At 70.7% G+C, this 24778-nt stretch carries 23 protein-coding genes and 1 pseudogene; 16 read left to right on the forward strand and 8 right to left on the reverse strand.

Annotated elements, in window-relative coordinates:
- Positions 1–11 precede the first annotated feature (11 nt).
- Together ABZY89_RS01155 and ABZY89_RS01160 are read left to right on the forward strand one after the other, a co-directional pair.
- Entirely contained in the window at positions 12–1637 is a 1626-nt protein-coding gene (locus tag ABZY89_RS01155) for an acyl-CoA dehydrogenase family protein (protein ID WP_355223963.1), read from the forward strand.
- Positions 1634–2401, forward strand: coding sequence for a crotonase/enoyl-CoA hydratase family protein (locus ABZY89_RS01160; RefSeq protein WP_355223965.1), 768 nt, complete (start codon positions 1634–1636; stop codon positions 2399–2401). Before ABZY89_RS01155 ends, ABZY89_RS01160 begins: the two co-directional genes overlap by 4 nt.
- Here the strand turns inward: ABZY89_RS01160 and ABZY89_RS01165 are convergent.
- Positions 2377–3048 carry a TetR/AcrR family transcriptional regulator gene (locus ABZY89_RS01165; RefSeq protein ID WP_355223967.1) on the reverse strand — a complete coding sequence of 224 codons (672 nt, stop codon included), beginning with the start codon at positions 3046–3048 and terminating at the stop codon, positions 2377–2379. The genes ABZY89_RS01160 and ABZY89_RS01165 overlap by 25 nt on opposite strands.
- 127 nt (positions 3049–3175) lie before the next feature.
- On the opposite strand from ABZY89_RS01165, the gene ABZY89_RS01170 reads away from it, so the two are divergent.
- Positions 3176–3583: a hypothetical protein gene (locus tag ABZY89_RS01170; protein ID WP_355223969.1), complete on the forward strand. Its 408-nt coding sequence runs from the start codon at positions 3176–3178 to the stop codon at positions 3581–3583.
- Positions 3584–3593: 10 nt separating this feature from the next.
- On the opposite strand, the gene ABZY89_RS01175 is transcribed toward ABZY89_RS01170, so the two are convergent.
- A complete protein-coding gene (locus ABZY89_RS01175) occupies positions 3594–4058 on the reverse strand; it encodes an Lrp/AsnC family transcriptional regulator (RefSeq protein ID WP_355223971.1) in 465 nt (154 codons plus the stop codon).
- Between the two features lie 459 nt (positions 4059–4517).
- On the opposite strand from ABZY89_RS01175, the pseudogene ABZY89_RS01180 reads away from it, so the two are divergent.
- Positions 4518–5003: pseudogene (locus ABZY89_RS01180) on the forward strand (EamA family transporter); the annotation flags it as partial.
- A 36-nt stretch (positions 5004–5039) separates the two neighbouring features.
- On the opposite strand, the gene aztA reads toward ABZY89_RS01180, so the two are convergent.
- Positions 5040–5675: a zinc ABC transporter ATP-binding protein AztA gene (gene aztA / locus ABZY89_RS01185; protein ID WP_355223973.1), complete on the reverse strand. Its 636-nt coding sequence runs from the start codon at positions 5673–5675 to the stop codon at positions 5040–5042.
- A 55-nt stretch (positions 5676–5730) separates the two neighbouring features.
- Here aztA and aztB point away from each other — a divergent pair, with 55 nt between their 5' ends.
- The 4 genes from aztB to aztD are packed head-to-tail and all read left to right on the forward strand — an operon-like array spanning position 5731 to position 9914.
- Positions 5731–6618: a zinc ABC transporter permease AztB gene (gene aztB / locus ABZY89_RS01190; protein ID WP_355223975.1), complete on the forward strand. Its 888-nt coding sequence runs from the start codon at positions 5731–5733 to the stop codon at positions 6616–6618.
- The gene (locus ABZY89_RS01195) at positions 6579–7793 is read left to right on the forward strand and encodes an ABC transporter (RefSeq protein WP_355223977.1); all 1215 of its coding nucleotides are present in this window, start codon (positions 6579–6581) and stop codon (positions 7791–7793) included. Before aztB ends, ABZY89_RS01195 begins: the two co-directional genes overlap by 40 nt.
- Entirely contained in the window at positions 7790–8707 is a 918-nt protein-coding gene (gene aztC, locus ABZY89_RS01200) for a zinc ABC transporter substrate-binding protein AztC (protein WP_355223979.1), read from the forward strand. The genes ABZY89_RS01195 and aztC overlap by 4 nt, the downstream gene beginning before the upstream one ends.
- Before the next feature lie 10 nt (positions 8708–8717).
- Positions 8718–9914 (forward strand): zinc metallochaperone AztD, encoded by a 1197-nt coding sequence (gene aztD, locus ABZY89_RS01205; protein WP_355223980.1) that lies wholly within the window; start codon positions 8718–8720, stop codon positions 9912–9914.
- Positions 9915–9947: 33 nt separating this feature from the next.
- On the opposite strand, the gene ABZY89_RS01210 is transcribed toward aztD, so the two are convergent.
- Genes ABZY89_RS01210 through ABZY89_RS01230 form a run of 5 tightly spaced genes read right to left on the reverse strand, consistent with a single transcriptional unit; the run spans position 9948 to position 14347 of the window.
- Positions 9948–10757, reverse strand: coding sequence for an ABC transporter ATP-binding protein (locus ABZY89_RS01210; protein WP_355223982.1), 810 nt, complete (start codon positions 10755–10757; stop codon positions 9948–9950).
- Positions 10754–11788, reverse strand: coding sequence for an iron chelate uptake ABC transporter family permease subunit (locus ABZY89_RS01215; protein WP_355223984.1), 1035 nt, complete (start codon positions 11786–11788; stop codon positions 10754–10756). Before ABZY89_RS01215 ends, ABZY89_RS01210 begins: the two co-directional genes overlap by 4 nt.
- Before the next feature lie 5 nt (positions 11789–11793).
- Positions 11794–12840 carry an iron ABC transporter permease gene (locus ABZY89_RS01220; RefSeq protein WP_355223985.1) on the reverse strand — a complete coding sequence of 349 codons (1047 nt, stop codon included), beginning with the start codon at positions 12838–12840 and terminating at the stop codon, positions 11794–11796.
- A 19-nt stretch (positions 12841–12859) separates the two neighbouring features.
- Complete coding sequence (locus ABZY89_RS01225) at positions 12860–13879, reverse strand: ABC transporter substrate-binding protein (protein ID WP_355223986.1); 1020 nt, start codon at positions 13877–13879, stop codon at positions 12860–12862.
- Between the two features lie 48 nt (positions 13880–13927).
- On the reverse strand, positions 13928–14347 hold the full coding sequence (locus ABZY89_RS01230) for a MarR family transcriptional regulator (RefSeq protein WP_350660113.1): 420 nt from the start codon (positions 14345–14347) through the stop codon (positions 13928–13930).
- An 84-nt stretch (positions 14348–14431) separates the two neighbouring features.
- Between ABZY89_RS01230 and ABZY89_RS01235 the strand changes: the two genes are divergently transcribed.
- The 8 genes from ABZY89_RS01235 (at position 14432) to ABZY89_RS01270 (ending at position 24760) form a co-directional block, all read left to right on the forward strand.
- Positions 14432–15217, forward strand: coding sequence for a crotonase/enoyl-CoA hydratase family protein (locus ABZY89_RS01235; RefSeq protein WP_355223988.1), 786 nt, complete (start codon positions 14432–14434; stop codon positions 15215–15217).
- Entirely contained in the window at positions 15214–17208 is a 1995-nt protein-coding gene (locus ABZY89_RS01240; protein WP_355223990.1) for an acetoacetate--CoA ligase, read from the forward strand. The genes ABZY89_RS01235 and ABZY89_RS01240 overlap by 4 nt, the downstream gene beginning before the upstream one ends.
- Positions 17205–18104 (forward strand): 3-hydroxyacyl-CoA dehydrogenase NAD-binding domain-containing protein, encoded by a 900-nt coding sequence (locus ABZY89_RS01245; RefSeq protein ID WP_355223992.1) that lies wholly within the window; start codon positions 17205–17207, stop codon positions 18102–18104. Before ABZY89_RS01240 ends, ABZY89_RS01245 begins: the two co-directional genes overlap by 4 nt.
- 25 nt (positions 18105–18129) lie before the next feature.
- Complete coding sequence (locus ABZY89_RS01250) at positions 18130–19656, forward strand: long-chain fatty acid--CoA ligase (protein ID WP_355223994.1); 1527 nt, start codon at positions 18130–18132, stop codon at positions 19654–19656.
- Complete coding sequence (gene couO, locus ABZY89_RS01255) at positions 19653–20540, forward strand: 4-hydroxyphenyl-beta-ketoacyl-CoA hydrolase (protein ID WP_355223995.1); 888 nt, start codon at positions 19653–19655, stop codon at positions 20538–20540. Before ABZY89_RS01250 ends, couO begins: the two co-directional genes overlap by 4 nt.
- 238 nt (positions 20541–20778) lie before the next feature.
- Positions 20779–22263, forward strand: a complete 1485-nt coding sequence (locus tag ABZY89_RS01260) for an aldehyde dehydrogenase family protein (RefSeq protein WP_355223997.1) — start codon at positions 20779–20781, stop codon at positions 22261–22263.
- Entirely contained in the window at positions 22260–23366 is a 1107-nt protein-coding gene (locus ABZY89_RS01265) for an NAD(P)-dependent alcohol dehydrogenase (RefSeq protein WP_355223999.1), read from the forward strand. Before ABZY89_RS01260 ends, ABZY89_RS01265 begins: the two co-directional genes overlap by 4 nt.
- A 92-nt stretch (positions 23367–23458) precedes the next feature.
- Complete coding sequence (locus ABZY89_RS01270) at positions 23459–24760, forward strand: MFS transporter (RefSeq protein ID WP_355224001.1); 1302 nt, start codon at positions 23459–23461, stop codon at positions 24758–24760.
- Positions 24761–24778 lie beyond the last annotated feature (18 nt).

Below are 24778 nucleotides of genomic sequence, written 5' to 3' on the forward strand. Positions count from 1 at the left end.
GGGGTAGACGCATGACCAGCACGCATGAGGTGTTCAACCAGGTCCCGCCGTTGGTGGGCCACAACACGGCCGGTGACCCGGTCCTGCGGGAGGGCCTCGAGCGCGAGGGTGCCGCGTGGGCGCTCCCGGAGATCGACGAGCTGGGCCGCCTCGCCGGCACTGCCGAGGCGCAGGACTGGGGCCGCCTCGCCGAGCGGGTGCCCCCGCGTCTGCACACCCATGATCGCTACGGTCACCGCGTCGACGAGGTCGAGTACGTCCCGGCGTACCACCAGTTGATGGGCGTGGCGGTGGAGAACGGCCTGCACGCTGCTCCCTGGGCCGACGACCGGCCCGGCGCCCACGTCGCCCGGGCCGCGAAGTTCTACGCCTGGAACGTCGACGCCGGCCACGGCTGCCCGATCTCGATGACCTACGCGGTGGTGCCGGCGCTGCGGGCGAACCCCGAGCTCGCAGCAAGGTTCGAGCCGCTGCTGACCAGTCGGGAGTACGACTTCGGGCTGCGCGATCCCGAGACCAAGCGCGGTCTGATCGCCGGGATGTCGATGACCGAGAAGCAGGGCGGCTCCGACGTACGCGCGAACACGACGACCGCGACTCCACAGACCGACGGCACCTACGTCCTGCGTGGGCACAAGTGGTTCACCAGTGCCCCGATGAGCGACCTGTTCCTCACCCTCGCCCAGACGCCCGCCGGCGTCTCCTGCTTCCTCGTCCCACGCGTACTGCCCGGTGGCGAGCGCAACGCGATGCGCTTCATGCGGCTCAAGGACAAGCTCGGCAACCGGTCGAACGCCTCCTCCGAGATCGAGTACGACGCCGCGACCGGCTGGCTCGTGGGCGAGGAGGGTCGTGGGGTGCGGACCATCGTCGAGATGGTCAACATGACGCGCCTCGACTGCGTGATCGGCTCCTCGGCCGGTATGCGCACCGCGCTGACCATGGCGGCACACCACGCCCGGCATCGCTCGGCGTTCGGCAAGCCGCTGATCGAGCAGCCGGCGATGCGCAACGTACTCGCTGACCTGCAGGTCGAGTCCGAGGCCGCGACGACGGCGATGCTGCGGCTGGCGGGTGCCAACGACCGGGCGATCCGCGGGGACGAGGGCGAGGCCGCGCTGCGCCGGATCGCGCTGGCGGTCACCAAGTACTACGTCTGCAAGCGGGCGCCGTTCATGGTCAACGAGGCCCTGGAATGCCTGGGTGGCAACGGCTACATCGAGGACTTCGACGTCGCACGCATCTACCGCGAGATGCCGCTCCTCTCGATCTGGGAAGGATCGGGCAACGTGGCGGCGCTCGACGCCCTGCGAGCGCTGGCGAAGGAGCCGCACACCCTGGACGCGTTCGTGGCGGAGGCGGAGCTCGCCTACGGTGCCGACGCCCGCTACGACGCCGCGCTGGACCGGTTGAAGAAGGAGTTCACCTCCTTCGACGACCTCGAGTTCCGTGCCCGCCGGATCGTCGAGCAGATGGCCCTGGTCTTCCAGGGCTCGCAGCTCGTCCGGCACGCACCGGCTCCGGTCGCCGACGCGTTCTGCTCCTCGCGCCTCGGCCGGGACTGGGGCGGCGCGTTCGGGACGCTGTCGCCACGCGGCGACGTGACCGCGATCGTCGAGCGCGCGCTTCCGGCATGACGGTCGAGGTCACCAAGGACGGTCCGGTCACCACGGTCCGGATCAACCGTCCAGAGGTACGCAACGCCGTCGACCGGGCGACGGCGGAGGCCCTGGTCGCCGCCTTCGAGGAGTTCGACGCCGATCCCGATGCCGCCGTCGCGGTGCTGCACGGCGAAGGCGGCAACTTCTGCGCGGGCGCCGACCTGAAGGCGGTCGCCGGTGGCGACCCCAACCGGTTCGAGCCCGACGGGGACGGCCCGATGGGACCCACACGGATGCGGCTGGGCAAGCCCGTCATCGCCGCTGTCGCCGGTCATGCCGTCGCCGGAGGTCTGGAGCTGGCGATCTGGGCCGACCTGCGGGTCATGGAGGAGGACGCGGTCTTCGGCGTCTTCTGCCGGCGCTGGGGCGTACCGCTGATCGACGGCGGCACGGTCCGGCTGCCCCGGCTGATCGGCGCGAGCAACGCCATGGACCTGATCCTCACCGGCCGTCCCGTCGGCGCCGAGGAGGCCCTGCGGATGGGGTTGGCCAACCGTGTCGTCCCACCCGGTCAGGCCCTCGCAGCCGCGCAGGACCTGGCCCGCCAGGTCGCCGCTTTCCCGCAGACCTGCATGCGCCACGACCGGCTCTCCCTGCTCGAGCAGGAGGGCCTCAGCGAGCAGGACGCCCTGGCCGTCGAGTACCGCCACGGCGTCGTCTCGGTCACCACCGACACCGTCGCGGGAGCAACCCGGTTCGCTGACGGAGCCGGACGTCACGGCTCCTTCGAAGCCGACTGACAGACGTACTGGCCCATCAGCACCTGGATCATCCTGCGACCGACGGATATCGCGTGGGTGCGGTCGGAGCCGGCAAGGCCGAGGAGCGGGTCCAGGCCGCGTACGTGAGGGCCGAGGGCGATGTGCGGAAGCAGCATGATGATGGCGGCGACGAGGGCATCGCGGTCGGTGTCCTCGCGGAGTGCGCCGATGGCGATGCCGAGATCGATCATGCCGCCGATGACCTCGAGGTAGTCGACATAGACGGCCTCACGGACGGCGGCGAGCGCCTTGGGGTTGTGCTCGAGGTTGGCCGAGACCAACATCTGCCGATGGCGTGGGTGGTCGTAGAAGTAGTCGATCCACGCATCCATGAGCATGTTGACCGAGCCGATGTAGTCGGTCATCCACGGGAAGTCGGCGCTGGCCGCCTCCATCGCCGCTCGGATGTCGTGGCTGGCCCGGGCGATCAGGTGAACGAAGAGGTCAGCCTTGTCGGTGAAGTACTGGAACAGGCTGCCCTTGGAGATCCCGGCCTCACGACAGATGGTGTTGAGGCTGGCGGCGTTGTAGCCCCGGACCCCGAACTCTTCCTCCGCAGCCCGGCGCACGGCATCGCGCTTGGCCTCCGGGAGACGCTCCCAGGTCGGCGTAGGCAATGGCGACACCCGTCTCTCATGGCTGGACGCTCGCATCGTAGCGTGCCGCCGACATGGTCCTTGACCGTCCAGCGGCGGCCCCCTAATCTGTGACCGGTGGTCACATGACCACTGGTCACGTTCGGGCGGAGGCGCAGTGTCCACCACTGGCAACGACATCTTGCAGCGCCGATCCCAGGCGGTTGCCGAGTCGGTCGCGGCTCGCTTCGTGCCGACGTCCTACTCGCAGGTGGACCGGATGGGCGGCACCGTGGTCAGGCTGGTCCTGCCGCCCTACCTCGTCGAGTTCGACCTGGACTGGATGGACAACGTGGTCGAGGTCTTCGTCCAGCCCCTGCAGCCGGACCGGCCCGTGTCGAACAGAGCCCGGCGACGGCTGGTGGCGATGCTCCCCGCGTATGACCGGGCGTTGTTCGAGAGCGAGACCAGGCGAGCGGTCGGGCGCGGTGGGCTGCGTGGCATGGCCGCCCAGATCGACGCCGCCGCCCGTGCGTTCGAGCGGTTCTACGACGACACCCCGACTCGCCGAGAAGTCGGTTTCTGACGCCGAGGGGTCAGCCGAGAGGGAGCGGTGAGCTCTCCTTGGTGTTTCCGAAGGCGAAGGTGGTCTCGATCGAGGCGAGCGCCGGCATCGTGCGGAGGTTGTCGCGCAGGAACCTCTCGTAGGTCTCGAACGACGGGGTCACGACCTTCAGCAGGTAGTCGTGGTCGCCGGCCAGGACGTATGCCTCGGTGACCTCGGGGATGTCGCGGAGGTGCTCCTCGACGGTCTCGACGGCGGCGGTCGTGTGGGTGGCCATCTTGATGCGTACGAACGCGGTGATGTTCATGCCGACGGTGTGCGGGTCGACGACGGCGCGGTAGCCGCTGATCACGCCGGCATCCTCCAGGGCTCGTACGCGGCGCAGGCACGGCGAGGGGGAGAGGCCGACGCGGTCGGCGAGTTCCTGGTTGGTCAGGCGGCCGTTCTGCTGCAGCTCCCAGAGGATGTGCTTGTCGGTCTCGTCGATCGTACGCATGTTGGCAGATTCTGCCACCGAGCCGCGTGAACGTGGCAGATCAGGCAATCATGTGCGCCTTCAGATTTCCTATCGTGGCGCGCTATGGGGATGCAACCGGGTGGTGGGAATCGGGCGCTGGCGGGATGGTCGGCGCTGGGGATGACGGTGGTGCTGTGGTCGTCGTTCGCGCTGAGCACGCGCGGCATCGGCGGGTCCAGCCTGACCGTCGCCGACGCCGCGTTCCTCCGGTTCGCGACGCCGGTGGTCCTGCTGGCCCCGCTGCTGCCGAGCACGTTCAGGGCCGTACGCCGCGAGCGGCCGTACGTCCTCGCGCTGCTGCTCGTGGGCGGGCTCCCGCACTTCCTCGTGTTCGCCTTCGGCGCCCAGCTGACCAGCGCCGCGCTCACCGGGATGCTGGTGCCGGGCACGGTGCCGCTCTTCGTCACGCTGCTCGCGCTGGCGCGTGGCCGGGCCTCGATGTCGCCGCGGCGGGTGGTCGCGCTGGGACTCATCACCGCAGGTGTCGCCGTGAGTGGGTTCCTGGTCGGCGGCGGCGCGTCCCTGGGCGGGGTCGGGCTGCTGCTCGTCGGCGGGTTCGCCTGGGCGGTGTTCACGTCGGGCCTGCAGCGTACGAGCCTGACGCTCCTGCAGATGGTGCTGACCATCTGCACCGTCTCGAGCCTGGCCGCGCTCGTGCTGGCCTCGTTCGGCGCGATGCCGTCGCACCTGCTCGCGGGCACCGCCGAGCTCGACGACGTGCTGCTCCTCACCCTGCTCCAGGGCATCGGGACCGGTCTGATGTCGACGCTCTGCTACGCCTTCTCCGTCAAGGCGCTCGGTAGCGGCCGGGCCTCCGTGGGTGGTGCGGTGAGCCCGGTGCTGACCGCCGTCGTCGCCGTGCCGATCTTCGGGGAGCGCATCGGTGTCGGCCTCGCCGTCGCGCTGGCCCTCATCGTGGCCGGCGTTGCCACGTTCAACCGGGTCGGGTCCGCGCCGAGCTCAGGCGACGATGCGGCCGGCCTCGAACCGGATGACGTGGTCGGCGGCGGTGATGCTCTCCTCGTCATGGGTGACGCACACGATCGTGGTGCCGCGGGCGGCTTCCTCGGCGAGGATCTCGCGGGTGCGCTGCCGGCTGGCGGCGTCGAGTCCCGCGGCGGGTTCGTCGAGCAGCAGGATCTCCGCACGCTGGACGATGCCCTGAGCCAGTAGGGCGCGCTGGCGCTGTCCGCCGGAGAGCTCGCCGAACGTACGGCCCTCGAGGCCGGTCAGGCTGACTCGGTCGATCGCCTCCGCGACGGCGGCTCGCCGCTCGGCGCGCCGACCGCCCCGCCTCCAGGTTCCGATCGCGACGACGTCGCGGACCGTCACCGGGAGGGCATCCGGGGTCGAGGGTCGTTGCACGACCAGAGCGAGCCGCCCGCGGCGAATGACCGAACCGCGCCGTGGGCTCCGCACCCCGGCGAGCAGCTCGACGAAGGTCGACTTCCCTGACCCGTTAGGACCAGCGACGGCGGCGACCGCCCCGGCCCGGAATGCCGCGCTGACCTCGTGGATCACGTCCTGGCTGTCGTAGCCGAAGCAGAGGTCGAGGGCGGACAGGTGTGGCGATTCGGTCTGGTCGAGTGGGAGCACCTGCGTCACTATAGCAATTGGTAACCATTCTCATTAAGCGCTAGAGTCCCGCTCCGTGTCATCGATCATCGAGCCGTTCCGGACCGACTTCATGCTGCAGGCGCTGGCCGGCGGGGTGCTGGTGGCGGCCATCTGCGGGGTCGTCGGCACCTGGGTCGTGATCCGTGGGATGGCGTTCCTCGGCGAGGCGATCGGGCACGGGATGCTCCCGGGCGTCGCCCTCGCGACGGTCCTCGGCGCCCCCGTCATGCTCGGCGGCGCGGTGAGCGCGATCGTCATGAGCGCGACGATCGGAGCGCTTCAGCGCCGCGGCAGACTGACCTACGACACCAGCATCGGGCTGCTGTTCGTGGCGATGCTCTCGCTCGGCGTCATCATCATCTCCCACTCGCGCAGCTTCGCCACGGACGCGACGGCGATGCTGTTCGGCGACGTACTCGCCCTCGGGCCCGACGACGTCACCGTCCTCGCGGTCGCCCTGGCCGTCACGCTGGCCATCGCCGCCGGCTTCCACCGGGCGTTCGTCGCCTCGGCCTTCGACCCCCGGATCGCCCGTACGTTGGGCCTGCACCCGCAGCTGGCACAGGTGATGCTCGTCGGTCTGGTGACCCTCGCCGTGGTCGCGTCCTACCAGGCGGTCGGCTCGCTGCTCGTGATCGCGCTGCTCCTCGCGCCGGCCGTGGCCGCGGGGCAGTGGACCAGGCGGATCCCCACGACCATGGCCTGCGCCGCCGTGATCGGCGCCGCTGCGGTCTTCATCGGCCTGACCGCGTCCTGGTACGCGGGGACCGCCGCCGGGGCGTCGATCGCCTGCGCGGCCATCCTCACCGCGGTCACCTCGGGGTTGCTCCACAGCGGCCTCGGTCTCCTTCGACGTCCGTCCCCCACCTTCGAAAGGACCTCATGCACCGCAGGACACTCGCCGGCATCGTCACAGGGTTGACGCTGGTCGCCGCCGCAGGATGCGGCACACCCGCGGCCGATGACCAGAGCGCCGACTCCGGCGCCGGGAAGGACCATGGCGCCGTCGAGGGCGCGCAGGAGGTCGCCGAGCCACAGCTGCACCTGACCACCATCGACGCCGGCGGCGCGGTCGCCCAGCTCGACCTCCTCGAGGAGAGCTCGGCGGAGGTCGGGACCATCGGCGCTCCGAGCGCGGTCGAATCCGATGGCCGCTACCTGTTCGCGACCACCGCGGACGGCGTGGAGATCGTCGACAGCGGGATGTGGACCTGGGACCACGGCGACCACTTCCACTACTACCGCGGCAAGCCGACGCTGGTGGGCACGGTCGAGGGGGACGGCGACGCCACGGTGGCGACCGGTCCGCTGTCGACGGCCGGGGTCTTCTTCGAAGGCAGCGGCGAGGCGATCCTGCTCGACAACAAGGCCCTCGCCGACGGTGAGGTGCGCGAGCTGTTCCGGGTCGAGGAAGAGCCGCACGACGGGCTGGTCGCCCCGCTCGGCGACGGTGCTCTGGTGACGGTCGCCGACGGTGGCGCGGTCACCGGGCTCCGCTATCACGATGCGGACGGCAACGCCGACGGGGACCAGATCACCTGCGCCCAGGCGAGCGGCACGATCACGACCAAGGTCGGCGTGCTCGTCGGCTGCGCCGACGGCGCGGTGCTGGCGACCGAGACCGACGGCGAGCCCAGCTTCGAGCGAGTCGAGTATCCGGAGGGCACCACGGCACCGCGGGCCATGAGCTTCGACGGCCGCAAGGGCCGCCCGACGGTGGCGGCGCTCTCGGGCAGGGCCGGGATCTGGCTCCTCGACACCCGCGAGCGGACCTGGAGCCACCTCGACGCGGGCGTACCGCTGCGCCAGGTGGTGGCCGCCGATGACGAGGAGGGACACGTGCTCGCCCTCGACACGACCGGCCGTGTCCGCGTCTTCGCCGCCGAGGACGGCGAGCAGCTCGCCGCGACCGAGCCGCTCGTGGACCTGAGCGAGGCCGCCGCCGGGGTCGACCTGGTCGTCGACCAGGAGCGGGCCTACCTCAACGTGCCGGCGGAGGGGGTCGTCCACGAGATCGACTACGCCGACAAGGCACGGATCGCGAGGACGCTCGAGACGCCCACTGCCCCGGTGTTCTTCACGGAGACGGGCCGATGAGGCGCCTGATCGGCGTCGTGGCCGTCGCGATGACACTCACCGGCTGCGCCGGAGCAGCCGACGGCGACGACCGCCCCCACATCGTCGTGACCATCAATATCCTCGGCGACGTCGTCGCCAGCACCGTCGGCGACGCCGCCCAGGTCACCACCCTGATGCGGCCCAACGCAGACCCGCACTCTTTCGAGATCTCGGCCCAAGAGGCCGCGATGATGCGCGACGCAGACCTGGTCGTCTCCAACGGGCTCGGGCTGGAGGAGGGCCTCCAGCAGCACCTGGACCGGGCGGCCGAGGCCGGCGTCGAGACGTACGTCGCAGGTGAGCAGATCGACGTCCTCGACTATGCCGACGGGGAGTCTGCCGGAACACCGGACCCGCACTTCTGGACCGACCCGGCGCGGATGCGCGACGTAGTCGACGGGCTGGAAGCGGCTGCGAAGGACATCGAAGGCATCGACGAGAGGGCCGTGGAACAGGCGACCGACACGTACCGAACCCAGCTCGAGGAGCTCGACCAGGAGATGACCGACTCCTTCGAGAGCATCCCGGCGGAGAACCGCAGCCTGGTCACCAACCACCACGTGTTCGGCTACCTGGCAGAGAGGTTCGGGTTCCGCGTCGTCGGCGCAGTCATCCCGGGCGGGACGACCCTGGCCGCGCCCAGCGCCGCGGACCTGCGCGACCTGACCGAGGCGATCGAGCAGGCCGACGTACGGACGATCTTCGCCGAGTCCTCCCAGCCTGACCGCCTCATCCAGGTGCTCGCCGACGAGGCGGGCGTCGATGTCGGCGTCAGCGAGCTGTTCACAGAGTCCCTGACCGAGAACGGCCAGGGCGCCGACACCTACCTGACCATGATGCGCGCCAACACCGAGCGCATCACCAGCGGGCTCTCGCCAGGGCCCACCGATTGAAAGGGACACCATGCTCACCCCACAGAACAGGGCCCCACAGAACCGTGCCCTCCGAGCCGTCACGGCGGTGGCCGGCGTATCGCTGGCGCTCTCGGCGTGCGGATCCACTGCCGAAGGCGACGAGTCGACGACCCCGAAGGCCGACGAGGGCAGCCGTCTCGCGGTGTCCTACGCCAACGGGATCGCCGTCCTGGACGCCGAGTCCCTCGAGGTCGTCGACGAGTTCGAGACCGAGGAGTTCGTACGTCTCAACTCGGTCGGCGACGGCCGAAACCTCATGGTCACGACGAGCGAGGGCTTCCAGGTGCTCGACACCCGGACCCCTGAACTGACCGACGTCGTCTTCCCGGCCGACACCGGCGGGCACGTCGTCCACCACGGCGACAAGACCGTCCTCTACGCCGATGGCAGCGGCGAGACGACCATCTTCGAGACCGGCGCGCTCGGTGACGCAGGCAAGCTCCCGGAGACGACGACCTGGACGGCGCCGGACGCCCACCACGGCGTCTCGATCGTGCTCGAGGACGGCACCCTGCTGACCACCGTGGGCACCGAGGAGAGCCGCTCGGGAGCGATCGCGCTCGAGCCCGACGGTGCCGATTTCAAGGAGATCGCTGCCAACGACACGTGCCCCGGCATCCACGGTGAGGGCACCGCGGCCGACGAGGCGGTGGTCTTCGGCTGCGAGGACGGCGCCCTGCTCTACCGCGACGGCGAGTTCGAGAAGCTCCAGGCGCCCGACGAGTTCGGCCGGATGGGCAACGCGTACGTCTCGGAGACCAGCCCGATCATCGTCGGCGACTACAACACCGACCCCGACGCCGAGGGCTACCTGCTCGACACGGTCACGCTCGTCGACACCGAGAAGAGCACCTTCAAGCCGGTCGCGCTGCCCGAGGGCGTCGAGTACACCTTCCGCGACGTGGCGCGCGGCCCGGAGGACCTGGCCTACATCCTCGCCACCGACGGCTCGATCCACGTCCTGGACCCCGTGACCGGCAAGATCACCGATGAGTTCCCGGTCGTGAAGCCCTGGGAGGGGCCGGCGGAGTGGCAGGACCCGCACCCGGCGATCAAGGTGAACGGCGACATCGCGTACGTCACCGAGCCGGCCAGCAACACCGTGCACGCCGTCGACCTCACCTCCGGTGAGGTCACCGCCTCGGTCGAGCTCTCCGAGCAGCCGAACGAGATCGCGATCGGCTGAGCCGAGTTGATCTGAGCGGCCGTCGTGCTCGGCTCAGTCGCCCACCATCGGCGTACCGGCGACCGGGTCGGGCACGACGACGCACGGCAACCCGAACGCCTTCTCGACGACCTCCGCGGTGACCACCTCGGCCGGCGGTCCCTCGGCGAGGATCCGGCCGTCGGCCATGACCACGAGGTGATCGCTGTAGCGGCAGGCCAGGTTGAGGTCGTGCAGCACCGTGACGATGGTGCGCCCGGTCTCCCGGTTGAGGGTACGCAGCAGCCGGAGCAGGTCGACCTGATGACTGATGTCGAGGTAGGTCGTCGGCTCGTCGAGCAGCAATAGATCGGTCTGCTGGGCGAGCGCCATCGCGATCCAGACCCGCTGGCGCTGGCCCCCGGACAGCGCGCGCAGCGGGCGGTCGACGAGCTCGCCGGTATCGGTGGCGGCGAGCGCCTCGGCGACCGCCTCCTCGTCACGCGCACTCCAGTGGCGGAACCAGCCCTGGTGCGGGTGCCGTCCGCGCGAGACCAGATCGCCGACGGTGATGCCGTCCGGGGCGACCGGGGTCTGGGGGAGCAGCCCGAGGACCCGGGCGACCTCGCGGGAGCCGCGGTCGAGGATCGGGGTCCCGTCGAGCAGCACCTCGCCGGCGGACGGGCGCAGCAGCCGGGCGAGGCCCCGCATCAGCGTCGACTTGCCGCAGGCGTTGGCGCCGACGATCGCGGTCACCCGCCCGTCGAGGACGTCGAGGTCGAGCCGGTCGACGACCACCCGGTCGTCGTAACCCAGCGTCAGCTCGCGCGCCGCGAGCCGCGGCGCCAGGGTCGTTTCGGGCTGGGTCGTTTCCGGCTGGGTCATCCGCCCATCCCTCTCCGGTTGGTGGTGGCGATGAGCCACAGCAGGTACGGCGCGCCGACGGCGCCGGTGACGACACCGGTCGGGACCTCGACCGGCAGCAGGTTCATGGCGACGTAGTCCGCGATCAGGCACACGATCGCCCCGACCGCACCGGCGGCGACGATGCCGCCGCGGGCACTGCCGAGCATCCGGTCGGCGATCGGTCCGGCCACGAGGGCAACGAACGCGATCGGCCCGGCGACCGCGGTGGCCAACGAGGTCAGCAGGACGCCGGTCGCGATCAGCGCGAGCCGGGTCGCCTCGATGCGTACGCCCAGACCGCGGGCGGTGTCGTCGCCCAGCTCGACCGCGCGGAGCAGCCGCTGGAGCAGCGGCACCAGCGGGACCAGCACGACGATGGCGACCAGGAGCGCGTTGTTCTCCGCGTCGCCGGCCTGCCCGATCGATCCGGTCAGCCAGTGCAGCGCGGCCCGGGCCTCGGTGAGCGAGGTACGGGTGAGGAGATAGCCGGTGACACCGGTGCAGAAGGCCGCGGTGCCGATCCCGATCAGCACGAAGCGATAGCCGGTGATGCCGTCGCGCCAGGCAAGGACGTACATCACCGCGGCCGTGACCAAGCCGCCGCCGAAGGCCAGCAGTGGGATGCTCACCCCGCCGAGGGCGGGCACCGCGATACCGGCGACGGCCGCGACGCTCGCGCCCGCGGAGATGCCGACGAAGTCGGGGGAGGCCAGCGGGTTGCGCAGCAGCTGCTGGAAGATCGTGCCCGCGGCGCCGAGAGCCAGCCCGACGCACACGGCCGCCTTGACCTGCGGCCCGGTCAGGTCGCGCACGATGAAGTCGACCGCGGCGTGGTCGCGCAGATGGAGCAGCGAGGCCAGGACCTGGTCGAGGCTGAGCTGGACCGAGCCGAAGCAGAGCGTGAGCAGGGCCAGGACGGCGGCGACGACGAGCAGGGCGACAGGTACGACGCCCGCGCGGACCCGACGGCTGCGCCGCGTGCGCCGCAGGGCCGTCACGGTCTGGGGCATGACGCTCATAGGTCCGCCAGCCGGGCGTAGCGGACGAGGAGCACGAAGAACGGGGCGCCGATGATGCCGAGGACCACGCCGACCTGGAGTTCGCCGGTGCCGCCCAGGACGCGACCGAGGATGTCGGCGCCGAGCAGCAGCAGGGCGCCCAGCACCATCGAATAGGGCAGCACCCAGCGATAGTCGGGACCGCACAGGAAACGCGCCACGTGCGGCACCACCAGACCGACGAAGACGATGGGACCGCACGCCGCGGTCGCGGCACCGCAGAGCAGCCCGACCACCAGGAACGACAGGATGCGCGTACGTGTCAGGGAGACTCCCAGCCCGCGAGCGGCGTCGTCGCCCAGGGCCAGCGCGTTGAGCCAGCGGCCGCACAGCAGCGCCAGCACGATGCCGACCAGCAGGAACGGAGCCACGCCCGTCACGATCGGGGCATAGCGGCCGGCCAGCGAGCCGACCTGCCAGAAGCGGTACTGCTGCTGGGCATCGAGGTCGGTGAGCAGCAGCCCGGTCGTCACCGCGGTCAGCCCGGCGGTGATCGCGGCCCCGGCGAGGGCCATCTTCACCGGCGTCGCGCCGTCGCGCCCGAGCGAGCCCACCGAGTAGACGAGCACGGTCGCCGCGAGTGCTCCGGCGAACGCCGCGACGACGTGGAACCCGAGCGAGCCGATGCCGAGCAGGGTGATCGAGCCGACCACGGCGAAGGCCGCCCCGGCATTGACGCCCATGATCCCCGGATCGGCGATGGCGTTGCGGGTCAGGCCCTGCAGCAGGGTGCCGGCGAGCCCGAGAGCCGCGCCCGCGAGGAGTCCGAGCACGGTGCGCGGGACCCGCAGACGTACGGTCACGGTGTCCTCGACCGAGGTCGACCTCGTGAAGTGCCGGAAGGCGTCGAGGACCTCGCTCAGTGCGATGTCGCGCGATCCGAGGGTCACGCTGAGGAAGGCGAGGATGGGCACGAGCGCGACGAGCAGCAGCAGGCCGACGGCGAGCCCGGAGGCTCGCCGTCGTACCGGTGCGGGTGTCGCGGTGGCGACAGAACTAATCACCGGATGGTCTCCGCCGGAGTCAGTCGCCGATGGTGTCGTCGACGTCGGCCAGGTCGGCGGTCAGCTTGGTCAGGGCCTCGGCGTAGTCGCCGTAGGTGTGCAGCCAGAAGGCGGGCCACTCGATGACCTGGCCGGCCTCGGCCGCGCGGATCGATGTCCAGGTCGGCTGGCCCTCCGCCGTCTTCTTGGCGTCGACGAAGGTGCGGCTGTCGATCAGCAGGACATCGGGCTGGTACTTGTCGGCGTTCTCCCAGCTGAGGTTCTCCCAGTAGGGGAAGTCCGGGTCCGGCGAGTCCGGCGCGACCACCTGCAGGCCCCACTCGGTGAAGTCCAGCAGCTCCGGGGCGTACTCCGGGTTGGCGGCGTAGAGCAGGTCGTCGGCGGGGGAGACCGCCAGGGCGGTCAGGTCCTTGTCCTTCATCTCCGCGACGAAGCCGTCGCGCGCCTTCTCGAAGGCCGCCTTGTCCTTGGCTCCCTGGGAGTTCTCGACGTCGGCGCCGAGGCTCTCGGCGAGATCCTCGTAACCCTCGGCGAGGTTCAGGATCGAGCCGCCCTGGGACGGGCCGACGACCGGAGCCAGTTCGGCGAGCTTCTTGCTCTTCGCCTTGGTGCCGTTCTCCAGCCCCGAGTGGGCCTTCTCCGCCGGCCACCAGTCGGCGACGATCAGGTCCGGGCTCAGGGTGGACGCCTTGGCGACGTCGATCGAGCCCCACTCCTCGCCGAGCACCTCGATGTCGGTCAGGTCGACGCCGTCCAGGTTCGGGTCGGTCTCGACCGGCTCGTCGGCGTAGATGCCGACCGGGCGGATGCCATAGGAGATCAGCGCGGCGGCCGCCGGAGCGTGCGCGATGATCCGGGTCGGTGCCTCATCGAGCTTCACGACCTCGCCCGAGCCGTCGGTGAAGCTCCACGGACCGTCGGGAACCGAGGAAGCACCCGACGCCGGTTTCGCGCCGTCGTCGTCGGCGATGTCGGAGGAGCAGGCGGACAGAGCCAGGGCCAGGGCAGCGGTCGTGACGGCGACGAGGTGGGGTCTCATGAGGTGAGGCTAACCTAATTTTGCCTCGGGCGGGATGGTGATCGTTGACTAGGAAAGCGCCCGGCGCGCGGTGTCGAGGAACGTACGGAACGACTCTCGGTCCTCGGGTCCGAGCTCGGCCAGCATCTGCTCCTCGAGCTCTTCGACGCGCGGGTCGTACGCATCGAGGAAGGCGCGGCCCTCGGTGGTGAGGCTGATCAGCATCCGGCGCCGGTTGTCGGGGTCGATGCTGCGCTCGATGAGGCCGCGGCGCTCGAGGGCACCGATGAGGTCGGCGGCGGACTGGGCTCGTACGAACGAGGCGCGGGCCAGGTCGGCGGCGCTCATCGTGGGGCGGCGCTCGAGCACCGAGAGGGCGGTGTACTGCAGGGCCGTGACCCCTGATTCCTTCAGGACGGCGTCGAGGCGGGCTCGGGTGGCGAGCTCGAGCTGCTTGACGACGTAGAGCAGCAGGGGTGCGTCGGTCATGCGGTCATTCAAGCATCGCTTCGCTTGCGGGGAGCGGCTACTTCTGAGATTATCAGGATTCCTGTCAATCATGAGGAGTTCATCATGCTCGGAACCCCCCTTCCCGATGCCCTGAGGGCAGAGCGCGTCGACGACATCGCCGTGCTGACCCTCGCCCGCCCCGCGAAGCGGAACGCGCTCAGCGACGAGGCGGTGCTCGGGATCGAGCGGTTCTTCGACGGCCTCGAGCCGGACGTACGCGCCGTCGTCATCGACGCGGACGGCGACCACTTCTGCGCCGGGCTCGACCTCTCCGAGATGACCGAGCGCGACACCCTCGCCGGGGTCAGCCACTCGCGGATGTGGCACCGGGTCTTCGAGAAGATCGAGTTCGGGCCGGTCCCAGTCGTGGCGGCGCTGAAGGGGGCCGTGGTCGGAGGTGGGCTGGAGCTCGCCGCCGCCGCGCACATCCGGGTCGCGGAGGAGTCCACCTTCTACGCCCTGCCCGAGGGGCAGCGCGGGCTCTTCGTCGGCGGCGGCGCCTCGGTGCGCGTCCCGCGGCTCATCGGGGTCTCCCGGATGGCCGACATGATGCTGACCGGCCGTCGCTACGACGCGCAGGAGGGGCTGGGACTCGGCCTGAGCCAGTACGCCGTGGCCGACGGCACCGGCCGCAAGACCGCCCTCGAGCTGGCCGGCCGGATCGCGCAGAACGCGCCGCAGACCAACTTCGCCGTCGTGCAGGCGCTGCCGCGGATCGCCGAGGCCAACCCTCGAGACGGCTTCCTGATGGAGTCGCTGATGGCCGCGATCGCGCAGGGGACCAACGATGCGAAGGGGCGGATGCAGGACTTCCTCGACGGCAGGGCCAAGAAGGTGACGGACCAGTGAGCGCGACCCAGCAGCAGATCGAGCAGGGCGACATCGTCTGGACGCCGCCGGCGGACGTACTCTCCACCTCCCGCGTCGGTGAGTTCCTGGCCTGGCTCGCCCGCGAGCGCGACCTGGAGATGACCACCCACGAGGAGCTGTGGCGCTGGTCGGTGACCGACCTCGACGGCTTCTGGTCGGCGGTGTGGGAGTTCTTCGAGGTGCGGGCGCACGCTCCGTACGACACCGTCCTCGCCTCCCGGGAGATGCCCGGGGCGCGCTGGTTCCCGGGAGCGCTGCTCAACTATGCCGAGCACGCGCTCGGCACCGACGAGGACGTGGACCGGGTCGCGGTGCTCGGCCGTTCGCAGACCCGTGACGACATCGAGCTGACCTTCGGCGAACTGCGCGACCAGGTGGCCCGAGCGCGGGCGGCGCTCGAGAAGCTGGGCGTACGCCGCGGCGACCGCGTCGCCGGCTACCTCCCCAACATCCCCGAGGCCCTGGTCGCGTACCTCGCCGCCGCCAGCCTGGGCGCGACCTGGGCGAGCTGCGCCAGCGAGTTCGGGCCGCGCAGCGTCATCGACCGCTTCGCCCAGATCGAGCCTGTCGTGCTGCTGGTCGCCGGCGGCTACCGCTACGGCGCCAAGGACGTCGACCGGCGTTCCCAGGTGGCTGAGATCCGGGCCGAGCTGCCGTCGGTGCGGCAGGTGATCGACGTGGAGTATGGGGCGCACCGGGTCGACGACGCGCTCTCCTGGACCTCCCTGCTCGATGCGGAGGACGATGCCGAGCTCGCCTTCGAGCCGGTGCCCTTCGAGCACCCGCTGGTGGTGCTCTTCTCCTCCGGCACGACCGGCCGGCCGAAGGCGATCGTCCACGGCCACGGCGGCATCCTGCTCGAGCACCTCAAGAACCATGCGCTCTCGTGGGACATGGGGCCCGAGGACCGGATGCTCTGGTTCTCCACCACCGCCTGGATGATGTGGAACGCCCTGGTCTCCTCGCTCCTGGTCCGCTCCTCGATCGTCATGGTCGACGGCAACCCGATGCACCCCGACCTCACCTGGCAGTGGCGGCTCGCGGCCTCGACCGGCGCGACCGTCATGGGCGCCAGCCCGGGGTTCGTGATGGCCTGCCGCAAGGATGGCGTCCAGCTCAAGGACATCGGTGACCTGCGGGTTCGTGTCCTCGGCTCGGCCGGAGCTTCGCTTCCGCCGGAGGGCTACGCCTGGCTCCGGGACCAGCTCCCGGGGGCGCAGATCAACGTCGGCAGCGGTGGCACCGACGTCTGCTCCGGCATCGTGCAGAACAACCCGCTGCTCCCGGTCTACGCCGGCGAGATCTCCGGCCGCTGCCTCGGCGTCGACGCCCACGCCTACGACGAGTCCGGCCATCCGGTCACCGGCGTGCTCGGCGAGCTCGTCATCACCTCGCCGATGCCCTCGATGCCGGTCGGCTTCTGGGGCGACGAGGACGGCAGCCGCTATCGCGCGGCCTACTTCGACCACTATCCCGGCGTGTGGCGCCACGGCGACTGGATCCTCTTCCACGACAACGGCAGCTGCCACGTCGCCGGCCGTTCCGACGCGACCCTCAACCGAGGCGGCGTACGCCTCGGCACCGCCGAGTTCTACCGCGTCGCCGAGGAGGTGGACGGTGTCGCCGACTCGCTGGTCGTCCACCTCGAGGACCCCGACGGAGGCAACGGCGAGCTGCTGCTCTTCGTGGTCACCGACGGGGGCATCCGGCTCGACGATCCCCTCCGCGCCCGACTGGTCCGCGCGCTGCGGTCGGCGCTCTCCCCGCGGCACATCCCCGACCAGGTGATCGAGGTGCCCGCGGTGCCACGCAACCTCACCGGCAAGAAGCTCGAGCTGCCGGCCAAACGCATCCTGCAGGGCGTACGTCCTGAGGACGTCGCCAGCCGGGACGCGCTCGCCGACCCGGCCTCTCTTGACTCGTTCGTCGAGCTGGCGACCTCGGGCGCACTGAGCAGGAGGACCGCATGAGGAGCGGAGAGAACGTTCGTACGCTCGGGGTCGTCGGCACCGGCGCGATCGGGGTCAGCTGGGTGGTGCTCGGGCTCGAGCACGGGCTCGACGTGGTCGCCTGGGATCCGGCCGAGGGCGCCGAGGAGCGGCTGCGGGCGCAGATCCCGGAGGGATCCTTGCGGTTCGCGGAAGGCCTCGAGGAGGTCGGACGCGATGCTGACCTGGTGCTCGAGAGCGGCCCTGAGCGGCTCGAGGTCAAGCGCGAGATCTTCGCTGCCCTCGATGCCGCCGCGGCTCCCGACGTACTTCTCACCAGCAGCTCCTCGGGCCTGATGCCGAGCACGTTCCAGGACGCCTGCACCCATCATTCGGAGCGGGTGCTCGTGGCGCACCCGTTCAACCCGCCGCACCTGGTGCCGCTGGTCGAGGTCGTGGGCGGATCGGCGACGTCGGCGGAGGCGGTCGACGCTGCCCTGGAGACCCTGCGCCACCTGGGCAAACGTCCCATCCACATCCGCCGCGAGGTGCCCGGGCACGTGGCGAACCGGCTCCAGGCGGCGCTGTGGCGCGAGGCGTACCACCTCGTCGACCAGGGCATCGTCTCGGTCGCCGACATCGACACCGCGATCGCCGACGGGCCCGGCCTGCGCTGGTCCCTGCTCGGCCCCTTCGCGACCCAGCACCTCTCCGGCGGCCCGGGCGGGCTCGGGCACGTGCTCGAGCATCTCGGCCCGCCGATGGTCGAATGGTGGGACGACCTCGGTCACCCGAAGCTCACCGCCGGGCTGGTCGAGAAGCTGGTCGACGGGGTCGACGAGGAGCTCGACGGCACCTCTGCCGAGGACCTCGTCGCGCGCCGCGACCAGGCGCTGCGGCGACTGCTGGAGATCAAGACCGACCTCGGGCTCGGCTGAGCCCACGAGACGAACGAGGATCGACATGTTGGACAGCGGCATCGGATCGTGGCCCGCCCGCCGGGCCCGGATGACCCCTGGCGCCCGGGCGTTCGTGCAGGACGACGCGGTGGTGACGTACGCCGAGGTCGACCGTCTCGTCGAGGAGGTCGCCCACGGGCTGCGCGCCCGCGGTGTCGCGGCCGGCGACCGGGTGGCCTTCCTCGGCCTGAACTCGATCGAGCTCGCGGTCACCCTCTTCGCCACCGCGCGGCTGGGGGCGGTCTTCCTGCCGCTCAACACCCGGCTGGCGCCGCCCGAGCTGGCCTGGATCCTCACCGACGCCGAGCCCGCGCTGCTGGTCCACGCCGACGACTTCGACGAGGCGGTCTCCTCCGACGCGGTGGCGGCCCTCGGGCTGCCGAGCCATCGGTTCACCGCCGTCGGCGGTCACGGGCTGGAAGCCCTCGCCGTGCCGTCGAAGGAGCGGATCGACGTCGAGGTCGGGCTGGACGACGTCTTCATGATCCAGTACACCTCCGGCACCAGCGGCCGCCCCAAGGGCGTGATGTTGACGCACGGAAACATCGCCTGGAACGCCTTCAACCTGCTCGTCGACGTCGACGTACGTTCCGATGAGATCGCCCTGGTCACCGCGCCGCTGTTCCACACCGCCGCGCTCAACCAGGTGCTGCTCCCGACCTTCCTCAAGGGAGGTACCTCCCTCATCGCGGCCCGCTTCGACCCGGCCGCCGCGATCGCCACCATCGAGCGGGAGCGGGTCACGCTGCTCTTCGGCGTCACCTCGATGTACCAGGCGCTCGCCCAGGAGCCGACCTGGGCGACCGCCGACCTCGACAGTCTCCGCTCGGCCCTGAGCGGCGGTGCGCCGATCCCGCGCACGCTCCTCGACACCTGGCAGAGCCGCGGCCTGCACATCATCCAGGGCTACGGCCTGACCGAGGCCTCTCCGGGGACGACCATGCTGCGCGCCGGCGACGGCCTCGACAAGCTCGGCTCGGCCGGCACCCCCTGCTTCTTCACCGACGTACGCGTCGTCGCGCCCGGCAACGAGGAGGCGGCTCCCGGACAGGCCGGTGAGGTGCACGTCAGCGGTCCGAACGTGACTCCCGGCTACTGGCACAACGAAGCGGCGACGGAGGCTGCCTTCGACGGGCCCTGGCTGCGTACGGGCGATGTCGCGATGCTCGACGACGACGGCTTCCTCTATGTGGTCGACCGGGTGAAGGACATGTACATCAGTGGCGGCGAGAACGTCTATCCCGCCGAGGTCGAGCAGGCGGTCTACACCCATCCCGGCGTCGCCGAGGCCGCCGTCATCGGCGTCCCCGACGAGCGCTGGGGCGAGGTCGGCCGCGCCGTCGTCGTACGCCGCCCCGACTCCGCCCTCACCGAGTCCGAACTGCTGAAACACCTCGACGGACGGCTCGCCCGCTACAAGATCCCCAAGGCCGTCGTCTTCGTCGACGAGATCCCGCACAACGCCTCCGGGAAGCTGCTGAAGTCCCGGGTCCGCGAGCTGTACGGCACCCCGGAAGGAACCACCCGATGACCCGCTACCAGCCCCGCATCGACACCGCCTCGATCCGAGCCCTCGACATGCACACCCACGTCGAGGCCGACCATCACGGTCACTTCTCGCTCGACCAGGAGCTCATGGACGCCTCGGCGGCCTACTTCCGCGGCGACCACCCACGCACCCCGACCGTCGACGACCTCGCCGCCTACTACCGCGAGCGCGACATGGCGGCGGTGATCTTCACCGTCGACGCCTCGACCGGCCTCGACCACCCGCCGCTGTCGAGCGAGGAGATCGCCGAGCGTGCGACCGAGCACGCCGACGTGCTGATCCCGTTCGGCTCCGTCGATCCCCGCAAGGGCGAGGCCGCCGTGAAGCAGGCCCGTCGTCTCGCCGAGGACTACGGCGTACGCGGGTTCAAATTCCATCCCGGCCTGCAGGCGTTCTCGCCGGCCGACCCCGACTTCCGCCCGTTGTGGGCGACGCTGGAGGAGCTCGGCGTGGTCGCGCTCTTCCACACCGGCCAGACCGGGATCGGCGCCGGGCTCCCGGGCGGAAGGGGGATCCGCTTGCGTTACTCCGACCCGTTGCTCCTCGACGACGTCGCCGCCGACTTCCCGGACCTGCAGATCGTGATGGCGCACCCCGCCGTCCCCTGGGTCGACGTGCAGATCTCGATCGCGACGCACAAGGCCAACGTCCACATCGACCTCTCCGGCTGGTCGCCGAAGTACTTCCCGCCCCAGCTGGTCAAGCAGCTCAACGGGCCGCTGCGCCGCAAGGTGCTGTTCGGCTCCGACTTCCCGGTTATCACCCCCGACCGCTGGTTCGCCGACCTCGAGAAGCTCGAGATCAAGGACGAGGTCCGGCCGCTGCTGCTGAAGGAGAACGCGATCCGCCTGCTCGGGCTGGCCTGACCAGCGTTTTGACCATCGCACCTATTGACGGGGTGACGGGCACCACGCAGTATTGACAGGAATCCTGATAAACAGGAATCCTGAACGGAGCCCGCAATGACCCTCATCCCCGACGGCAGATGCCCGGCCGGCCCACGGACGCACATGGGCCGGATCCTCGCCAGCGCCCCCACCGGCCGCCCCAGACCGGTCCAGGACCCTCGGCCGGTCGGGACGCACCGCGCGAAGGGCCACTGACATGCCCGCCACGTACGAGGACCAGCAGCTCTTCATCGGCGGCCGGTCGACCGGTTCGATGAGCGGCCGCCGGATGGACGTCACCGATCCCAGCACGGGCAAGGTGCTGACGAGCGTGCCTGCGGGCGACGCCGCCGACGTCGCTGCCGCCGTCACGGCCGCCCGGGAGGCCTTCGACACCGGGCCGTGGCCACGGATGAGCGGCCGCGACCGCGCCCGCATCCTGCACCGTGTCGCGGACCTGATCCGCGAGCGGGCCGACGAGCTGGTCGAGCTCGAGAGCCGAGACGTCGGGAAGCCCGTGACCCTGGCCCGACACGTCGACGTCGAGACCGCGGCCCAGCAGTACGAGTACTGCTCCGCGCTGGCGCAGACCCTCGACGGGTCCGTGCGGGACACGCCCATCGCTGCCCTCGCCTACACCCGGCGCGAGCCCCTGGGCGTGGTCGGTGCCATCACCCCGTTCAACTTCCCGCTGGTCCTGTCCAGCAGCAAGATCGCGGCCGCCCTGGCTGCCGGCAACACCGTCGTGCACAAGCCGGCAGACGACACCCCGCTCAGTGCGCTGTTCATGGCGCGGCTCCTTGCTGATGCCGGGGTGCCTGAGGGCGTACTCAACGTCGTGACCGGGACCGGTCCGGAGGCGGGCGACGCCTTGCTGCGTCACCCCGGAGTCGACAAGATCGCGTTCACCGGGTCGACGGCCGTGGGCCGCCGGGCAGCGAGCGTCGCGGGCGAGCACCTGAAGCCGGTCACCATGGAGCTCGGCGGCAACGGCGCGCACCTGGTCTTCGCCGACGCCGACATCGAGATCGCCGTGGGCGCCGTGATCAAGGCCTTCATCTTCAACACCGGTCAGTTCTGCATGGCCGGACCGCGACTGCTCGTCGCCGCGGAGATCCACGACACGGTTGTCGACATCCTCCGGCACGCCGTCCCGGGCGTACCCCTCGGCGATCCGGGCGACCCGGCGACGGTCATCGGCCCGATGGCCGGCGACCAGCACCGCAAGAAGGTCGAGGAGTACGTCGCCCTGGCCCGCCAGGAGGGCGGCCAGATCGTCACCGGCGGGGAGCGTCCGGAGCTCGGCGGCGACCTCACCGACGGGTTCTACTACGCGCCGACGGTGATCACCGGGCTGCCCGCGGACTCACGCGTCGTCAACGAGGAGGTCTTCGGGCCGGTCCTCACGGTGCAGTCGTTCGTGGACGAGGACGAGGCCGTCGCCCTAGCCAACTCCACGGCGTACGGCCTGGCCGCCGGTCTGCACACCCGGGATCTCACCCGGGCGCACCGCGTCGCGGGCAGGCTCGAGGCCGGCATCGTCTGGGTCAACGACTGGGCGATGCTCGACCCCGCGGTGCCCTTCGGCGGCGTCAAGCAGTCCGGCTTCGGCCGCGAGTACGGCCCGGAGGCACTCGAGGCGTACACGAAGGTCCGCTCCGTCGTCATCTCCCTTCCGCCGACCCCTCAGGAGGAGTCGTGAGCACCGCGACCCAGGCAGCGGTGGTCGAGTCTGCCGGAGCCCCGTTCACCATCGGAGCCGTCGAGCTCGACGCGCTCCGTCCCGACGAGATCCTGGTACGGATGGTCGCCGCCGGGCTCTGCCACACCGATCTCGGCGTGGCGAGCGGCGGGCTGCCGTTCCCGCTCCCGGGTGTCCTCGGGCACGAGGGCGCCGGTGTGGTCGAGGAGGTCGGATCCGGAGTACGCAGCCTCGTACCCGGCGACCAGGTGCTGCTGTCGTTCACCTCCTGCGGGACCTGCGCCCAGTGCCGCGACGGCCATCCGGCCTACTGCGACGTCTGGCTTCCCGCCAACCTCATCGGCGGCGCCCGCTTGGACGGATCTTCGCCGGTGCAGAGGGAGGGGGAGTCGATCGGTGGCCACTTCTTCGGTCAGTCCTCCTTCTCCCGCCTCGCCGTCGTCGACGAGCGCAGCGCCGTACGCGTCGCCCCGGAGGCCGACCTGTCCCTGCTCGCGCCGCTCGGGTGCGGGGTGCAGACCGGGGTCGGTGCGGTCTGGAACGTGCTCGCCCCGCGCCCTGGGTCGTCGGTGGTGGTCCTCGGCGCGGGCGCCGTCGGCCTGTCGGCGGTGATGGCCGCACGCCTGACCCCGGCCACCCGGATCATCGCGGTGGACCGGGTGGCCGAGCGGCTCGAGCTGGCGCGCGAGCTGGGGGCCACCGACGTCGTCGACGCCGGCAAGGTCGACGACCTGACCGCGGCGCTGACGGACCTGACGGGCGGCGGCGCGGACGGCGTCGTCGAGACGACCGGCAACACCGGCGTACTCCGCCAGGGTGTCGACGCCCTCCGCGCCCGGGGCACCGCGGTCATCGTCGGGGCGCCACCGTTCGGCATCGAGGTGGGGATCGACGTGAACGCGATGCTGCCCGGCAAGCGGGTGACCGGCTTGACCCTCGGCGACGCCGAGACCCGCACGCTCATCCCCGCCCTCGCGCAACTGGTCGCCGACGGGCGGATGCCGTTGGACCGTCTGGTCCGGCGCTACCCGTTCGAGGACATCCAGACGGCCGTCGCCGACATGGTCTCGGGCGCCACGGTGAAACCGGTGCTCACCTTCTAGACCGGTCATGGGGGCTCCTTGACAGGCGTGACGTGCATCACCCAGAATTGACAGGAATCCTGATAAACAGGAATCCTGAATGGAGCCCCCACATGACCCTCACCTCCGGTGGTAGCACGACCGGTCCACGTACGCAGATGGGCCGGATCGTCGCCAGCAGCTTCACGGGCAGCTTGATCGAGTACTACGACTTCCTGCTCTACTCCACCGCCTCGGCCGTGGTCTTCAACGAGGTCTTCTTCTCCAACCTCGACCCGGTGACCGGCACGATCGCGTCCTTCGGCACCTTCGCCGCCGGCTACCTGGCGCGCCCGCTCGGCGGCGTGATCTTCGGTCACTTCGGCGACCGGCTCGGCCGCAAGAAGATGCTGGTCCTGACCATGCTGATCATGGGTGTGGTCAGCTTCCTGATCGGCTGCCTGCCGACGTACGGCCAGATCGGTGCGGCCGCGCCGGTTCTCCTCGTCCTGCTCCGGGTCGTCCAGGGTGTCGCGATCGGCGGCGAGTGGGGCGGCGCGGTGCTGATCACCGCCGAGCACGCCACCTCCCGGCGCGGGCTGTGGGCCTCGTTCACCAACGCCGGCGCCCCGGCCGGCATGGTCCTCTCGACCGCGGTGATGGCGGTGATGGCCTCGGTCACCACGCCCGAGCAGTTCACCGCATGGGGCTGGCGGGTGCCGTTCCTGCTGAGCATCGTCCTGCTCGCGGTCGGCCTGTGGATCCGCCTCAGCGTGACCGAGTCGCCCGCGTTCGAGGCGATGAAGGAGAAGAAGGCAGAGGCGCGTACGCCGCTGCTCGACGTCCTCCGCAACCACCCGCGTACGCTCCTGCTGGCCGTCGGTGTCGGGCTGGGCGCCTTTGTCGTGCAGGGGACGCTGACCACCTTCCTGATCAGCTACGCCATCGGGGCCGGCTTCGAGCGTCCGACGGTGCTCAACGCGCTGACGGTCTCCTCGGCCGGCGCGGTCATCGGCATCCTGGGCTGGTCGGCGCTCACCGACCGGGTCGGCCGCCGGCCGGTGGTCCTCGCCGCGGCCGTCGCGACCGCGGTCTTCGCCTACCTGCTCTTCCCGATGCTCGACAGCGGCAGTGTTGCGCTGCTGGTGCTCGCGGTCGTCCTGGGCCAGTCGGTCATCCATGCCGCCTTCTACGGCCCGCTCGCCGCGCTGATGAGCGAGGTCTTCAAGACCTCGTCGCGCTACACGGGTGCCTCGCTCGGCTACCAGCTCGCCGGCATGGGCGCGGGCCTCTCGCCGCTCCTCTTCGCCTCGCTGCAGAAGGCCGGCGCCAGCACCGTCATGCTCTCCACGGTCATCGCGGCTTTCTGCCTGCTGAGCGTGTTCTCCCTGGTCAGGCTGGGGGAGACCAGCGACCGGGACCTCGTCGACGCCTGAGCACCTGCCGCCGGCCGG

It is taken from the genome of Nocardioides sp. NPDC006303, assembly GCF_040613175.1.
Lineage (GTDB): Bacteria > Actinomycetota > Actinomycetes > Propionibacteriales > Nocardioidaceae > Nocardioides.